General features: G+C 67.1%; 11 protein-coding genes. 5 read left to right on the top strand and 6 right to left on the bottom strand.

The features are described 5' to 3' along the window. Nucleotides 1-760: 760 nt before the first annotated feature. The gene (locus tag NP80_RS11895) at nt 761-2,350 is read right to left on the bottom strand and encodes an inorganic phosphate transporter (RefSeq protein ID WP_006409254.1); all 1,590 of its coding nucleotides are present in this window, start codon (nt 2,348-2,350) and stop codon (nt 761-763) included. Nucleotides 2,351-2,437: 87 nt separating this feature from the next. Next, complete coding sequence (locus NP80_RS11890) at nt 2,438-3,346, bottom strand: LysR family transcriptional regulator (RefSeq protein WP_035946045.1); 909 nt, start codon at nt 3,344-3,346, stop codon at nt 2,438-2,440. Nucleotides 3,347-3,472: 126 nt separating this feature from the next. On the opposite strand from NP80_RS11890, the gene metE reads away from it, so the two are divergent. Beyond that, the gene (gene metE, locus NP80_RS11885) at nt 3,473-5,767 is read left to right on the top strand and encodes a 5-methyltetrahydropteroyltriglutamate--homocysteine S-methyltransferase (protein ID WP_006409257.1); all 2,295 of its coding nucleotides are present in this window, start codon (nt 3,473-3,475) and stop codon (nt 5,765-5,767) included. A 58-nt stretch (nt 5,768-5,825) separates the two neighbouring features. Here metE and NP80_RS11880 read toward each other — a convergent pair whose 3' ends face one another. Both NP80_RS11880 and speB read right to left on the bottom strand, forming a co-directional pair. Further along, nucleotides 5,826-7,166, bottom strand: coding sequence for an MFS transporter (locus tag NP80_RS11880; RefSeq protein ID WP_006409253.1), 1,341 nt, complete (start codon nt 7,164-7,166; stop codon nt 5,826-5,828). Between the two features lie 51 nt (nt 7,167-7,217). Continuing rightward, nucleotides 7,218-8,174: an agmatinase gene (gene speB, locus NP80_RS11875; RefSeq protein ID WP_006409250.1), complete on the bottom strand. Its 957-nt coding sequence runs from the start codon at nt 8,172-8,174 to the stop codon at nt 7,218-7,220. Between the two features lie 138 nt (nt 8,175-8,312). Between speB and NP80_RS11870 the strand changes: the two genes are divergently transcribed. Continuing rightward, nucleotides 8,313-9,227 carry a LysR family transcriptional regulator gene (locus NP80_RS11870; RefSeq protein ID WP_006402851.1) on the top strand — a complete coding sequence of 305 codons (915 nt, stop codon included), beginning with the start codon at nt 8,313-8,315 and terminating at the stop codon, nt 9,225-9,227. A 66-nt stretch (nt 9,228-9,293) separates the two neighbouring features. On the opposite strand, the gene NP80_RS11865 is transcribed toward NP80_RS11870, so the two are convergent. Beyond that, nucleotides 9,294-9,758, bottom strand: a complete 465-nt coding sequence (locus NP80_RS11865) for an Lrp/AsnC family transcriptional regulator (RefSeq protein WP_006409251.1) — start codon at nt 9,756-9,758, stop codon at nt 9,294-9,296. A 134-nt stretch (nt 9,759-9,892) separates the two neighbouring features. On the opposite strand from NP80_RS11865, the gene NP80_RS11860 reads away from it, so the two are divergent. The 3 genes from NP80_RS11860 to NP80_RS11850 all read left to right on the top strand — a co-directional run bounded on the left by NP80_RS11860 (nt 9,893) and on the right by NP80_RS11850 (nt 14,060). Further along, nucleotides 9,893-10,516 (top strand): LysE family translocator, encoded by a 624-nt coding sequence (locus tag NP80_RS11860; RefSeq protein WP_006409255.1) that lies wholly within the window; start codon nt 9,893-9,895, stop codon nt 10,514-10,516. 206 nt (nt 10,517-10,722) lie between these two features. Continuing rightward, a complete protein-coding gene (locus tag NP80_RS11855; protein WP_006410334.1) occupies nt 10,723-12,312 on the top strand; it encodes a S53 family peptidase in 1,590 nt (529 codons plus the stop codon). 71 nt (nt 12,313-12,383) lie between these two features. Then, the gene (locus NP80_RS11850; RefSeq protein ID WP_006410336.1) at nt 12,384-14,060 is read left to right on the top strand and encodes a S10 family peptidase; all 1,677 of its coding nucleotides are present in this window, start codon (nt 12,384-12,386) and stop codon (nt 14,058-14,060) included. 79 nt (nt 14,061-14,139) lie between these two features. Here the strand turns inward: NP80_RS11850 and nadE are convergent, their stop codons facing one another. Continuing rightward, nucleotides 14,140-15,018, bottom strand: coding sequence for an ammonia-dependent NAD(+) synthetase (gene nadE / locus NP80_RS11845; protein ID WP_006405924.1), 879 nt, complete (start codon nt 15,016-15,018; stop codon nt 14,140-14,142). Between the last annotated feature and the right edge of the window lie 186 nt (nt 15,019-15,204).

Below are 15,204 nucleotides of genomic sequence, written 5' to 3'. Positions count from 1 at the left end.
GATCGTCCCCGCCAGTGAATCGCCAGTGCCAGTGGGATCGTCGCCGCTGGTGAATCGCGTGTCCAGCGCGATCGCCACCGCTAGTGAATCGTCAGTGCGATCGATCGAGGTGGCCAGCGGTCGCCAGTCCCGACGGAATCGTCCCCGCCAGTGAATCGCCAGTGCTAGCGCGACCGCCGCCGCTAGTGAATCGTGGGTGGAACGCCATCGAGGCCGCTAGAAGTCGCCGGTGCCAACGGGATCTTCGCCGCTAGTGAATCACCAGTGCTAACGCGAACGCTAGGAAAGCACGGATGCCAGCCGACGCGGTCGACACCGTTGGCGGCTCCCCAGTGCCAACCCGGTCGCGGTTCAGGCGAACCACCGGTGCGAAGCGCGATCGCCATCGTAGGCGAATCCACGGCGCCGACGTGATCGCTGGCAACTCGCTAGTGCCAACGCGATCGCCATGACGAGCGGGTTGCCGGTGCCACCCCGATCGTTATTGCTGCCGGATCGACGGCGTGCCGACGCGGTCGCTATCGCCATCAGATCACTAGTGCCGACGCGATCGCTACTGCCGACGGGGCATCGGCGCCGATGCGATCGCCATTGTTAGTGAATCGCCAGCGCCTGCCACCGCGAGCGGCATCGCCCGCGGCGACGCGATCGCGACCGCCACCCGATCGCCATCACGCCACGCACAGCGTCGATCAACCGGTCAGTCACCACCTCACAGCCGCGCTCGACCTCGGCAAACCCGCCCCGACCACCGCTACCCTCACGCCAGCGACCGAAACACCCAATACAGCGCCCCCGCCAGCACAATCGACGCCGGCAGCGTCAGCGCCCACGCGAGCACGAGACTACGAACCGTCCCCCATTGCAGCCCCGACCCGTTCGCGGCCATCGTGCCGGCCACGCCGGACGACAGCACGTGTGTCGTCGAGACCGGGAGCCCGTACGCATCCGCGGCGCCAATCGTCAGCATCGCGACGAGTTCGGCCGACGCGCCCTGGCCGTACGTCAGGCGCTGCTTGCCGATCTTTTCGCCGACCGTCACGACGATCCGCTTCCAGCCGACCATCGTGCCGAGCCCCAGCGCAATCGCGACCGCGACCTTCACCCAGGTCGGAATGAACTTCGTCGCGTGGTCGAGTTGCGAGCGGTAGTTGTCGATCGCGAGCTTGTCGTCAGCGGCGAACGCCGGCTGTCCGGACTTCTCGATCAGCCGGATCGCCTCCGACACGAGGTACATCGTGTTGCGCACGTTGTCGACGTCGCCCTGCGGGACGGCCGCCATCGAGCCGGACGAGCCGACCGCGCCGGCCAGCGACCGGGAAAGCTGCTGCACGGCGGGAATCACGGCGGGCGTCAGTTCGCGATGCTGCACGTAATGCTCGACATCGGCGCGCGGATTCGCCGAGGGCGCGACGCCGTTCGCATATTTGCCGAGCGTCGCGGCGGCCTGGTTCGCGACCGCGACGAACGTCTGCGACTCGGCCGGCGTCACGGCCTTGTTCAGCGCATACGCAGTCGGCACGGTACCGATCAGAATCAGCATGATCAGCCCCATGCCCTTTTGCCCGTCGTTCGACCCGTGCGCGAACGACACGCCGGTGCAGGTCAGGATCAACAGGCAGCGGATCCAGAACGGCGGCGGCTGATCCTTCTGCGGCTCGCTGTAGAGCTCGGGAATCCGCACGACGGCCTTCAGCGCAAGCAGCAGCAGCGCCGCGCAGACAAAGCCGACGATCGGCGAGAACAGCAGCGATTTGCCGACGCCGAGCGCCTGTCCCCAATCGACGCCGCTCGTGCCGGACGAGCCATGCATCAGCTGGTTCATCAGCCCGACGCCGATGATCGAGCCGATCAGCGTATGCGAGCTCGACGATGGGAGTCCGAAATACCAGGTCGCGAGATTCCATACGATCGCCGCGATCAGCAGCGCGAACACCATCGCGAACCCGGCGCCGCTGCCGACCTGCAGGATCAGTTCGACCGGCAGCAGCTGCAGGATTCCGAATGCGACCGCACCGCTCGAGACCATCACACCGAGGAAGTTCCACATGCCGGACCAGATCACCGCGACGTTCGGCGTCAGCGAGTGCGTGTAGATCACGGTCGCGACCGCGTTCGCCGTATCGTGAAAGCCGTTCACGAACTCGAAGCCGAGCGCGATCAGCAGCGCCGCACCGAGCATCAGGTACGGGAACAGCGAGCCCTCCCGAACCGGCGCGAGATCGGCGAGCAAATGGGTCGCGATGTAGACGCCGCCGCCGACGAGGACGAGCAGGAAGGCGGCATAGCCGATCTGTCGGGTGCGCTCGACGGAGCCCTGATTGGCGGCGGACGGAGCAGGCTGGTTCATGGCGGCATCTCGTGAAGGAGTCCCGTCCGATCCTAGCGTCGCCATTCAGTCAGTTTGATGACAGCGGTCTCGGCCGCCGTGCGCGGCTTACCTCAACAGGCGCGGCGCGTGCCACGTCGATTCGCGTGCGAGCGCGACGAACGCGGCGAGATAGTCGATCTGCGCGTCCGCTTCGCGGATGCCGAGAAAGATCTGTTTCGCGATTCCTTTTTTGCCGAGCTTGACCGGCACGACCGGCATCCGGTCTGCATATTCGTCGGCGAGCCATCTCGGCAGCGCGGCGACGCCGCGTCCGCTCGCGACCATCTGCAGCATGATGTCGGTCGTCTCGATCGACTTGTGCCGTCTCGGCACGATGCCGGCCGGCGTCAGGAACTGGTTGTAGATATCGAGCCGGTCCGTTTCGACCGGGTACGTGATCAGCACTTCGTCGACGAGTTGTTCGGGCGTCACGTAATCGGCGCGGGCGAAACGGTGCGCGTCTGCGACGACCAGCACCTGCTCGTAGTCGAATACCGGATCGAACCGCAGCCCCGGTTTGTTCAGCGGATCGGGTGTCACGAGCACGTCGATGTCGTAGCTGAACAGCGCGCCGATTCCGCCGAACTGGAAGCGTTGCTTCACGTCGACGTCGACGTCCGGCCAGCGCAACAGGTACGGCGACACGACCTTCAGCAGCCACTGATAGCACGGGTGGCATTCCATCCCGATGCGCAGCGTGCCGCGCTCACCTTTCGCGTACTGCTTCATCCGTTCCTCGGCGAACTCGAACTGCGGCAGCAGCCGATGCGCGAGCCGCAGCAGATACTGGCCGCCCTGCGTGAGCCGCAGCCCGCGGCCTTCGCGGTCCCAGATCGGCGTGCCGAGCTGCTGCTCAAGCTTCTTGACGGTATGGCTCAAGGCCGATTGCGTCAGATGCAGCGCGTTGGCGGCGGCTGTCAGCGAGCCCTGCCGTTCGACTTCGCGAATGACGACGAGATGAAAACGTTCGAGCATGACGTGCGCCGGCGAACCGGATACATGAACAGTTTTGATGGATGAATGAAATAATGCCATTTTATTTCATGTGTTGAAATCCCTATCATGGCTGCCGATCCATCATTCCTTCAGAACGGCAGCTCCATGGTCACGACACACAACCTCGGTTTTCCACGCATCGGCGCGAAGCGCGAACTCAAGTTCGGTCTCGAACGCTACTGGAACGGCGAATCGTCGCGCGACGAACTGACGGCGCTCGGCGCGGCGCTGCGTCGGCAGCACTGGAACGATCAGCGCGGGCTCGATCTCGTGCCGATCGGCGATTTCGCGTTCTACGATCAGGTGCTCGACATGAGCTTCACGCTTGGCAATCTGCCGAAGCGCGTGCGGGATTTTCCCGGCGATCCGCTCGACAATTACTTCCGCGTGGCGCGCGGCCGTTCCGCGCAGTCCGCCGACGCGCACGCCGCGTGCTGCGGCGGCGTCGCGGCCGGCGAGATGACGAAGTGGTTCGACACGAACTATCACTACATCGTCCCGGAGTTCCACGCCGATACGAACTTCTCGCTCGATCCGTCGCGGCTGCTTCAGCATCTCGCGGAGGCGCGCGCGGCGGGCGTGACCGCGAAGCCCGTGATTCTCGGCCCCGTCACCTATCTGTGGCTCGGCAAGTCGAAGGACGATTCCGACCGGCTCGCGCTGCTGCCGAAACTGCTGCCCGTATACGGCGCGCTGCTCGATACGCTGACTGCGCAAGGCGTCGAGTGGGTGCAGGTCGACGAGCCGATTCTCGTCACCGAACTCGATGCCGAATGGCGGCACGCACTGCGCACCGCCTATGCGGCGCTCGAGACGCGCCGCATCAAGCTGCTGCTCGCGACCTACTTCGGCGAGTTGCAGGACAACCTGACGCTTGCGGCGTCGCTACCGGTCGACGGCCTGCATGTCGATGCGATCAACGCGCGCGACGAGATCGCCGCAGTCGTGCGCGAACTGCCGGCGGACCGCGTGCTGTCGGTCGGCGCGATCAACGGCCGCAATATCTGGAAGACAGATCTGAACGCGACGCTCGACTGGCTCGAACCGCTTGCGAAGGAACTCGGCGACCGGCTGTGGCTCGCGCCGTCGTGCTCGCTGCTGCACGTGCCGGTCGACCTCGCGAGCGAGGACCGGCTCGATGCCGACATCCGTTCGTGGCTCGCCTTCGCATTGCAGAAGCTCGACGAGCTGAAGGTGCTCGCGACCGCGCTGAACGAAGGGCGCGACAAGGTTGCCGACGCGCTTGCCGCGAATGCCGCCGCGATCGACTCGCGCCGCCGCTCGCCGCGCGTGCACAACGCGGCCGTGAAGGACGCGATTGCGCGTATCGATGCACGTCTCGGCGATCGCGCGAGCCCGTATCCGCAGCGCGCGGCGAAGCAAGCCGCGCAACTGAATCTGCCGGCATTCCCGACGACGACGATCGGCTCGTTCCCGCAGACCGCGGAGATCCGGCACGCGCGCAGCCGCTTCAAGGCGGGCACGCTCGACGAAGCCGGCTATCGCGCGGCGATGCGTGCCGAGATCGAGCGCAGCGTGCGCGAGCAGGAGTCGCTCGAACTCGACGTGCTCGTGCACGGCGAAGCCGAGCGCAACGACATGGTCGAATATTTCGGCGAGCAGCTCGACGGATTCGCGTTCAGCCGGTTCGGCTGGGTGCAGTCGTACGGTTCGCGCTGCGTCAAGCCGCCGATCCTGTTCGGCGACATCAGCCGCCCGAAGGCGATGACGGTCGAATGGATCGCGTATGCGCAGTCGCTGACGCACAAGCCGATGAAGGGCATGCTGACGGGTCCCGTGACGATCCTGAACTGGTCGTTCGTGCGCGACGACCAGCCGCGCTCGGTGTCCTGCCGTCAGCTCGCGCTCGCGATCCGCGACGAAGTGCTCGATCTCGAGAAGGCCGGCGTACGCGTGATCCAGATCGACGAGGCCGCGTTGCGCGAAGGGCTGCCGCTGCGCCGTTCGCAATGGAGTGCGTATCTGCAATGGGCGGTCGAGTCGTTCCGGCTCGCCGCGAACGGCGTGCGCGACGACACGCAGATCCACACGCACATGTGCTATTCGGAGTTCAACGACATCATCGCGTCGATCGCCGACATGGACGCCGACGTGATCACGATCGAAACGTCGCGCTCCGACATGGAACTGCTCGACGCGTTCGACAGCTTCAGGTATCCGAACGAGATCGGGCCCGGCGTGTACGACATTCATTCGCCGAACATTCCGACACAGGACCACATCGTCGCGCTGATGAAGAAGGCGGCCGAGCGGATCCCGGCCGACCGTCTGTGGGTGAACCCGGATTGCGGGTTGAAGACGCGCCGGTGGGAGGAAGTGATTCCGGCGCTGGCCAACATGGTGGCGGCCGCGAAGACGCTGCGCGCGCAGCAGCGGTAACGTCGCCGCGCGCGGCGCGCCGGGCAGGCGCCGAGGTCTGCCCGGCGAAGTGCGACGCTTACGCGGTATGCGCGGCGGTGTGCGCGCCAGCGCGCGGCAGCGCATCGACATCCTTCGCGGAAGATCCCGCATCGTCGATGCTGACGCGGCGCGAGATCAGCCACACGCACAGCGACGACAGCACTGCGGCACTCGTGTACTGAATCGCGAGCGGCCACCACTGCGGCGCGGTGTTCTGCGCGATGATCGTCGCGACGAGCGGCGTCAGGCCGCCGGCGAGTGCGCCGCACACCTGATAGGCGATCGAGATCGCCGTGTAGCGGATCCGTGCGACGAAGATGCCGCTCACGAAGCCCGCGACGACCGAGTAGTAGCCGGATTCCGCGAGCGTCGCGAGGCCGACGCCGACCGTGATCGACAGCGGCGTGCCGACATGCACGAGCGGCAGCATCACGAACGGCACGATCGCGGCCCACGCGCCGGTGATCAGCAGCACGCGCGTCGTTCCGAAGCGCTGCGCGAAGAACGCGGCCGCGAGCTGCACGACGAACTGCAGCACGGCCACGATCGTCATGCAATGCAGCACCATCGAGCGGTCCAGCGACAGGAACTGCGTCGCATAGCTGATCATGAAGATGTTGCTGAAGTACACGCCGGCGATCCCGTATACGTTCGCACCGATCGCGAGCAGCAGCAGCGGCCAGTACTTCAGCGCCTCGCGCACCGGATTGCGCGCGGTGTCGCCGCTCTTGCGCACCTCCTCGAACTCCGGCGATTCGGACACGCTTGCGCGAATCACGAAGCCGACGGCGAGCAGCACCGCGCTCGCGAGGAACGGCAGGCGCCAGCCCCAGCTCATCAGGTCTTCCTTCGGCAGTGTGCTGATCGCGCCGAACGCGAGCATCGACAGGATCAGGCCGCTCGCGCTGCCGAGCTGCGCGAACGAGGCGAAGAACGTGCGCTTGCCTGCCGGCGCATGTTCGCCGGCGAGCAGCACCGCGCCGCCCCATTCGCCGCCGACCGCGATCCCTTGCAGCACGCGCATCAGCACGAGCAGGATCGGCGCGAGCATGCCGGCCGTCGCATAGGTGGGCAGCAGGCCGATCGCGACCGTCGACACGGCCATCAGCATCAGCGTCGCGAGCAGCGAGCGCTTGCGGCCGAAGCGGTCGCCGAGATAGCCGAACAGCACGCCGCCGAACGGCCGCGCGAAAAAGCCCACCGCGAACGAGCCGAACGACGCGAGCAAGCTCACGAAGCGGTTCTCGCCGGGAAAGAACAGCGGGCCGAACACGATGGCGGCGGCGGTCGCATAGCTGTAGAAGTCGTACCACTCGATCGTCGTGCCGACGAACGACGCAAGCGCCGCCCGCTTCGGTTGCTTGACGGAAGTCTCCATCTTTTTCTGGCTCCTCTTGAATCCTCTGATTGGGAATGGTCGCGGCGCGCGTCAGTCGCGGTACGCGACGCCCGGCAGCACGCACAGCAGCTCGTATGCGAGGTTCGCGCCGAGCAATGCCGTCGTGCCGAACGGGTCGTACGGCGGCGCGACTTCGACGAGATCGCAGCCGACGATGTTCAGCCCGCGCGCGCCGCGGATGATCTCGAGTGCCTGCGGCACCGTGAGGCCCGCGATTTCCGGCGTGCCGGTGCCCGGTGCGTAGGCGGGATCGATGCCGTCGATGTCGAAGCTGATGTAGACCGGCGTGTCGCCGACGCGCTCGCGCACTTCGTCCATCAGCGGCGCGAGCGACTTGTTCCAGCATTCTTCCGCCTGAACGACGCGGAAACCCTGCTCGCGGCACCAGTCGAAGTCTTCGGCTGCGTAGCCGGTGCCGCGCAGGCCGATCTGCGTGACCTTGTCGCCGTGCAGCAGGCCTTCCTCGACCGCGCGGCGAAACGGCGTGCCGTGCGCGATCTTTTCGCCCATCATCGTATCGTTCACGTCGGCGTGCGCATCGACGTGGATCAATGCGACCTTGCCGTGCTTGCGGTGGATCGCGCGCAGGATCGGCAGCGCGATCGTGTGATCGCCGCCGAGCGTGATCGGCTTGCAGTCGTGCTCGAGGATCGCGTCGTACGCGGCTTCGATGCGCGCGATCGAATCGTGCAGGTTGTACGGATTGATCGCGACGTCGCCGATGTCGGCGATCTGCAGCGAATCGAACGGCGCGGCGCGCGTCGCCATGTTGTACGGGCGCAGCAGCACGGATTCGGTACGGATCTGGCGCGGGCCGAAGCGTGCGCCGGTGCGGTTCGACGTGCCGAGATCGAACGGCACGCCGACGAAGCAGGCGTCGAGGCCGGCGGCGCTCGCCACGTGCGGCAGGCGCATCATCGTCGCGATGCCGCCGCAGCGCGGCATTTCATTGCCGCCGAGCGGCTGGAAATGGGTGTGGTCGTTCATGGGGCGCTCTTCCAATGTGGGGTTGCCGTATCATTCGACGCGGCTCGGCGCACAGTTGTACGCGTTCCGGCCTTAAAGAAGAATGCGAAGATATCGACGTAAACATCGATCTTCATCGATGCATGGAAGGGGAATAGCGTGCTGGGGAATCTGTCGACCCTCGATCTGCGGCTGATCCGCGTGTTTCTCGCGGTGACGGACGCGGGTGGCGTATCGGCGGCGCAGGCGGTGCTGAACGTCGGCCAGTCGACGATCAGCGCGCAGCTGTCGTCGCTCGAGACGCGGCTCGGCTATCGGCTTTGCGAGCGCGGCCGCAGCGGCTTCCGGCTCACGCCGAAGGGCGAGCGGTTCCACGCGATGAGCCGCAAGCTGCTCGCAGCGCTCGACGAATTCGGCATGGCCGCGCGGCATATGGATCGCCAGCTGGTCGGCACGCTCAATATCGGGCTGATCGGCCATACGCCGGTGAGCCAGAACGCGCGGATCGCCGAGGCGATCGCCGCGTTCCGTACGCGCGACGAGGCCGTGCGCTTCTCGATCTCGGTGCGCGCGCCGGGCGATCTCGAGGAGAAGCTGCTGAGCGACGAGATCCAGATCGCGGTCGGCTATTTCTGGCATCGCGTGCCGTCGCTCGAATACACGCCGCTGTTCGTCGAGCGGCAGGTCGCGTATTGCGGCCGCGGCCATCCGCTGTTCGCGCGCGCGGGCACGCTGACGCCCGAGGACGTCGCCGGATTCGAGTGGGCCTGGCGCTCGTACCCGCTGCCGGAAGCGCAGATGTCGACGACCCCCGACCGCGTGACGGCGACCGCCGACAACATGGAGGCCGTCGCGCTGCTGATCCTGTCGGGCCATCACCTCGGCTATCTGCCGCAGCATTTCGCGGCGCCGTACGTCGCCCAAGGGCTGCTCGCGCCGCTCGATCCGGAGCGGCTGCGTTACGACGTCACGTTTCACATGGTCGTCGCGCGCAGCGGGCGCGGCAATCCGCTCGTCGAAGCGTTTCTCGAGGACCTCGAGCGCGCGCACCACACGCCGGATACGCCGGCCTGACACCATTCCCCGCCGCGCGCCGCGCGTGGCTTCGATTTGGCGTTCGCGGCTTCGCCGCCCGCGCGATCAAGGCACCGGCAGCCCCGCGTCGTGTTTGACCTCGCGCAGCGACAGCGCCGATTCGATCGACGTGACGCCCGGCAGCATCCGCAGCGAGTCGCGCAGGAACGTGCCGTAGTCGTCGAGATCGCGCGCAACGATCTGCAACAGATAGTCGGCCGTGCCCGCGACGTTGTGGCACGACAGAATCCGCTCGATGCCGAGCACCTCGCGCTCGAAGCGGTCGGCGACCTTGCGGTCGTGCGTCGCGAAGCGCACGAGCACGAAGGAGACGACGCCGAAGCCGAGCGCCTTGCGCGACAGCTGCGCACGGTAGCGCTCGATGTAGCCGTCGTTTTCCAGCCGCTTCAGCCGCCGCGCACACGGCGTCTCGGACAGGCCGACGCTGTCGGCCAGCCGCGCGATCGACAGGCGCCCGTCGCGTTGCACCGCGGCGAGGATCGCGCGGTCGGTTTTGTCGAGTTCGGTCATCTTGGCGGAAATCCTGTTCGAATGCGCAAATTGTGGCGGATTCCGCTATCAAATGCGAGTGCGGGGCAGAAGACGGCCAATAAACCCTCATCCGCCAGCGGCAAACTATCGCCGTTGAGGGACGGGGGAAGACGATGATTTCCACGCATTTGCTGTTCATTTATCTCGCCGCGCTCGCGGCGATCTACGCCGTGCCGGGGCCCGACATGGCGCTCGTGCTGCAGACCAGCATCGGCCGCGGCGTCCGGCCCGGCATCGCGGCCGCGGCCGGCCTGTCGCTGTCGCGTAGCGCGCACGTGACGCTGTCCGCGTGCGGCGTCGCGGCGCTGATCCGCAGCGCGCCGTGGCTCTACGAAGCGATCCGCTACGGCGGTGCGCTCTATCTCGGCTACGTCGCGATCCAGGTGTTCCGCTCGCCGGTATTCGACATCGGCAACGGCGACGCGGCCGCGGCCGGCGAACTGCGTCAGTCGTTCGTGAAAGGGCTGCTGACCAACCTGCTGAATCCGAAGGCGCTGCTGTTCTGCTCGGTGCTGCTGCCGCAGTTCGTGCGGCCGGAGGCCGGGCCGGTCGTCTGGCAGATGTTCGCGCTCGGCGCGCTGCTGGTCGCGGCCGGCGTCTGCTTCGATCTCGCCTGCGTGTTCGGCGCGTCGCGGATCGCCGCATGGATGCGTGCGCATCCGCTCGCGCAGACGGTGCAGCGCTGGACGTTCTCTGCCGCACTGCTCGGCTTCGCGCTGCGGCTGTCGATGGACTGAGCGCGTGCGGCAGCGCGCGGCCGCCCCGCGCCTGCCGCGCGCTGCGCGCCGCACGCCGCGCGCCGCGCGCAAATCATCCGACTGTTCTACACTTCCTGTGACTTCGCGCGACTGCGAACCCGACTGACCACACGGAACCGTCTTCCGTCGGCCATGTCCGATTTCCTGGCTGTTCCGTGCAACGCGGTACAAAGGAGGGTCTGAACATGGCAAGGCATCTTCACGCCGACCGCGAACCCCGAATCGTCGCCGACTCCAAGTGTCTCGGCCCGTGCGATCCGGCAGAACGCATCCACGTCACGATCATGTTGCGGCGGCAGGAAGAAGGGCAACTCGACACGCTGCTCCAGCGGCTCGCCAGCGGCGATCCGCAAGCCAAACCGCTGTCGCGCGACGCATTCGCGCAGCGCTTCTCGGCAAGCCCCGACGACATCCGCAAAACCGAGGACTTCGCGCGCCGTCATCAGCTGACGGTCGATCGCGTCGATCCGGCCGAAAGCGTCGTCGTGCTGTCGGGCACCATCAAGCAATTCGAAACCGCGTTCGGCGTCACGCTCGAGCGTTTCGAGCATCACGCGATCGGGCAGTATCGCGGCCGCTCGGGGCCGATCGCGCTGCCGGACGAGCTCGGCGATGCGGTCACGGCCGTGCTCGGCCTCGACAGCCGCCCGCAGGCGCGGCCGCACTTCCGGCTGCGCCCGCCGTTCAAGCCGGCGCGCGGCGCGGCGAGCGTCACGTTCACGCCGCCGCAGCTCGCGTCGCTGTACGGGTTTCCGGCCGGCGACGGCGCTGGCCAGTGCATCGCGATCGTCGAGCTCGGCGGCGGCTACCGCGCCGCGGACATCGCGCGGTACTTCAGCGGGCTCGGCATCAAGACGCCGCCGACGCTCGTCGACGTGAACGTCGGCACCGGCCGCAACACGCCGACCGGCGATCCGAACGGCCCGGACGGCGAAGTCGCGCTCGACATCGAGATCGCCGGCGCGATCGCGCCCGCCGCGAAAATCGCCGTCTACTTCGCGCCGAACAGCGATGCGGGCTTCATCCAGGCCGTCAACGCGGCCGTCAACGACACGAAGAACAAGCCGTCGGTGATCTCGATCAGTTGGGGCGGCCCGGAGGCGATCTGGCAGGCGCAATCCGCGCAGGCGTTCAACCGCGTGCTGCAGGCGGCAGCCGCGCAGGGCATCACCGTCTGCGCGGCGTCCGGCGACAGCGGCTCGGGCGACGGGCTGCAGGACGGCGCCGATCACGTCGACTTCCCCGCATCGAGCCCGTACGTGCTCGGCTGCGGCGGCACGCAGCTCGACGCGCTGCCGGGGCAGGGCATCCGCAGCGAAGTCGCGTGGAACGACGAGGCGTCCGGCGGCGGCGCGGGCGGTGGCGGTGTCAGCACGCTGTTCGATCTGCCGGCGTGGCAGCACGGGCTCTCGCTAACGCGCGCGGACGGCAGCCGCGCGCCGCTCGCGAAGCGCGGCGTGCCCGACGTCGCGGGCGATGCGTCGCCGCAGACGGGCTACGAGGTCTCCGTCGCCGGCACGCCGGCCGTGATGGGCGGTACGAGCGCGGTCGCGCCGCTGTGGGCCGCGCTGATCGCGCGGATCAACGCAGCGGCCGGCACGTCGGCCGGCTGGATCAACCCGAAGCTGTACCGGCATCCGGACGCGCTGCGCGACATCACGAAAGGATCGAACGGCACGTTCGCGGCGGCCGCCGGCTGGGACGCCTGCACCGGGCTCGGCAGCCCCGACGGCGCGAAGCTCGCGGCGATCCTCGCGCGCAAGCCGTCGAGCTGACGCGCGCGACACACGGCTTTTCGTTCGACGCGGGGTTTCCCGCGTCTTTTCTTACTTCCAGGAGCAGCACGATGGGCATCGATTCCGCATCCTCCGGCGGCGTGTATCCGCTGCATCATGGCGACCACAATTCGCACGGCGTGCCGCCGAGCGTCGACCCGGTCGCGCTGAGCCACGGGCGCGACCAGCCGTTCTTTGATCCGGTCGCGTACGGCAACGGCCCCGACGACTCGGTCACCGACACGACCGAAGCGGCCGCGATCACGCATCACACGATCCTGATCGGCGGCCGGCGCATCGCGTATACGGCGACGGTCGGCCACCTCGTGACGGTCGATCCGAGCAGTTCGCAGCCGGCCGCGAAGATCTTCTACGTCGCCTTCACTGCCGACAACGCGAAGGAGGAAACGCGGCCCGTCACGTTCTTCTACAACGGCGGGCCCGGTTCGTCGTCGGTGTTCGTGCTGCTCGGCTCGTTCGCGCCGAAGCGGATCAAGACGGCGATGCCGGGCTTCACGCCGCCCGCGCCGTACCAGATCGAGGACAACCCGGACAGCCTCATTGACCACAGCGACCTCGTGTTCATCAACCCGGTCGGCACCGGTTATTCGGCGGCGGTGGCGCCGAACAAGAACCGCGATTTCTGGGGCGTCGACCAGGACGCCGATTCGCTCAAGCAATTCATCAAGCGCTATCTGACGAAGAACAATCGCTGGAATTCGCCGAAATACCTGTTCGGCGAGTCGTACGGCACGGCGCGCAGCTGCGTGCTCGCGTACAAGCTGCACGAGGACGGCGTCGATCTGAACGGCATCACGCTGCAGTCGTCGATTCTCGACTATCGGCAGGCCGGCAATCCGGTCGGCACGCTGCCGACCGCGGCGGCCGACGCGTGGTATCACAAGCGGCTCGGCATCACGCCGGCGCCGGCCGATCTCGGCGCGTTCGTCGAGGAAGTCGCGCAGTTCGCGCGTACCGATTATCTGAACGCGCTGCGCAAGCGCCCGCATGCGGACCCGGCGGTCGTGAAGAAGCTGTCGGACTACACGGGCATCGATACCGACACGCTCAAATCCTGGAACCTCGACATCGCCGGTTACGACGCGCGCGGCAATTCGCTGTTCCTGACGACGCTGCTGCACGCGCGCGGGCTCGCGCTCGGTGCGTACGACGGCCGCGTGACCGCGATCTCGACCGGCATCGCGGGCAAGATCGATCCGAACTCGGGCGGCAACGATCCGACCATGACGGCCGTGACGGGCGTCTACACGGCGATGTGGAACAGCTATCTGAACGAGCAGCTGAAGTTCACGTCGAATTCGGCGTTCACTGACCTGAACGACCAGGCGTTCCGCAACTGGGACTTCAGCCACATCGATCCGACCGGCGAGCAGCAGGGCATCGATGCGAAGGGGAACCTGATTCTCTACACGGCCGGCGATCTCGCGGCGGTGATGGCGCTGAACGTCGATCTCAAGGTGCTGTCCGCGAACGGCTTGTACGACTTCGTCACGCCGTTCTATCAGACCGTGATCGACCTGCAGCAGATGCCGCTCGAGGATCAGAAGGTGCGGCAGAACCTGTCCGCGCGCTTCTATCCGTCGGGACACATGGTGTATCTCGACGCCGGTTCGCGCACTGCGCTGAAGCGCGATCTTGCGACGATGTACGACGCGACGGTCGCCGATACGGGCGCACGGATGCGGATCCGCGCGCTGCAGGCGAAGAAGACGGGCGGGCACGCGTAGCGTCGTGCCCGCTTGCCCGGCCGCGTGCGCAACGGTGTCGCGCGCGGCCGGTGGCCGGTATCGGTGGGCCCCGGCCGCGTCAGCCGCAGTGGCCGGCGTTCGAGGCGATACCGAGGCCCGGCCAGTCGAACGGCGTGTACGGCAGCGCGCGCTTGTGGCGCGAGCCGTCGTAGAAGCGCAGGACCGTTTCGTACACGCGGTCTTCGACCGGCTTGCCTTCGAGGAAATCGTCGATCTCGTCGTACGTGACGCCGTACGCGTGCTCGTCCGGACGCAGCGGACGCAGCTCTTCCAGATCGGCGGTCGGCACCTTCATCACGACCGCGTCTTCGGCGCCGAGCGCACGCGCGACCGCGCGTACGCGACGCTTGTTCAGGCCGGCGAGCGGCAGGATGTCCGCGCCGCCGTCGCCGAACTTCGTGAAGAAGCCCATCAGCGATTCGGCCGCGTGATCGGTGCCGATCACGATGCCGCGGCGCGCGCCGGCCACCGCGTATTGCGCGATCATCCGCTCGCGCGCCTTGATGTTGCCGTGCACGAAATCCTGCTGCGCCGGCGTGTCGAACGCGTGGCCGGAGGCGATCAGCGACTTCAGCATCGCGTCGGCGGCGGGCTTCACGTCGACGGTCAGCACTTCGTCCGCGCGCACGAACGCGAGCGCGCGCTGTGCGTCGGCCTCGTCGTTCTGTACGCCGTTCGGCAGACGCATCGCGATGAAGCGCGCATCGTAGCCCTCGCCGCGCAGGCGTTCGACCGCGAGCTGCGCGAGGCGGCCGGCCGTCGACGAATCGACGCCGCCGCTGATGCCGAGCACATAGGTCCGCAGGCCGGTCGAGCGCAGATATTGCGCGAGGAAATCGACGCGACGCGCGATTTCGGCGTCGGCATCGAAGTGTGGTGCAACGTTCAGTTCGGCGATGATCGCGCGTTGGCGGCTGGCGTAATCGGCGGCTGTCATGGGGAAAGTTCCGGAACGAAATGCAAGGCGCTCATCATAAGCGCAATCGCCGTGCCCTGCCGCGCGCCGGGTGCGATCGTGCGGGGGGCGTTGCGCATGCGATACGTGACGTTCGCGGTGTGGGATGCGGGACGCACGGCATGAGGTGCAAGCCGCCGGGGGGAGCCGCGAGGCGCGAGGCGCAAG

Source organism: Burkholderia multivorans ATCC BAA-247, from assembly GCF_000959525.1.
GTDB lineage: Bacteria > Pseudomonadota > Gammaproteobacteria > Burkholderiales > Burkholderiaceae > Burkholderia > Burkholderia multivorans.
Note: the sequence above shows the minus strand (reverse complement) of the source record. Positions and strands in the feature narration are given on the sequence as shown.

Bases quoted from the DNA above. Each gene is read 5' to 3' on its own strand.
- NP80_RS11895 (WP_006409254.1), bottom strand. From the start codon at position 2,350: ATGAACCAGCCTGCTCCGTCCGCCGCCAATCAGGGCTCCGTCGAGCGC.
- NP80_RS11890 (WP_035946045.1), bottom strand. From the start codon at position 3,346: ATGCTCGAACGTTTTCATCTCGTCGTCATTCGCGAAGTCGAACGGCAG.
- metE (WP_006409257.1), top strand. From the start codon at position 3,473: ATGGTCACGACACACAACCTCGGTTTTCCACGCATCGGCGCGAAGCGC.
- NP80_RS11880 (WP_006409253.1), bottom strand. From the start codon at position 7,166: ATGGAGACTTCCGTCAAGCAACCGAAGCGGGCGGCGCTTGCGTCGTTC.
- speB (WP_006409250.1), bottom strand. From the start codon at position 8,174: ATGAACGACCACACCCATTTCCAGCCGCTCGGCGGCAATGAAATGCCG.
- NP80_RS11865 (WP_006409251.1), bottom strand. From the start codon at position 9,758: ATGACCGAACTCGACAAAACCGACCGCGCGATCCTCGCCGCGGTGCAA.
- NP80_RS11860 (WP_006409255.1), top strand. From the start codon at position 9,893: ATGATTTCCACGCATTTGCTGTTCATTTATCTCGCCGCGCTCGCGGCG.
- NP80_RS11855 (WP_006410334.1), top strand. From the start codon at position 10,723: ATGGCAAGGCATCTTCACGCCGACCGCGAACCCCGAATCGTCGCCGAC.
- NP80_RS11850 (WP_006410336.1), top strand. From the start codon at position 12,384: ATGGGCATCGATTCCGCATCCTCCGGCGGCGTGTATCCGCTGCATCAT.
- nadE (WP_006405924.1), bottom strand. From the start codon at position 15,018: ATGACAGCCGCCGATTACGCCAGCCGCCAACGCGCGATCATCGCCGAA.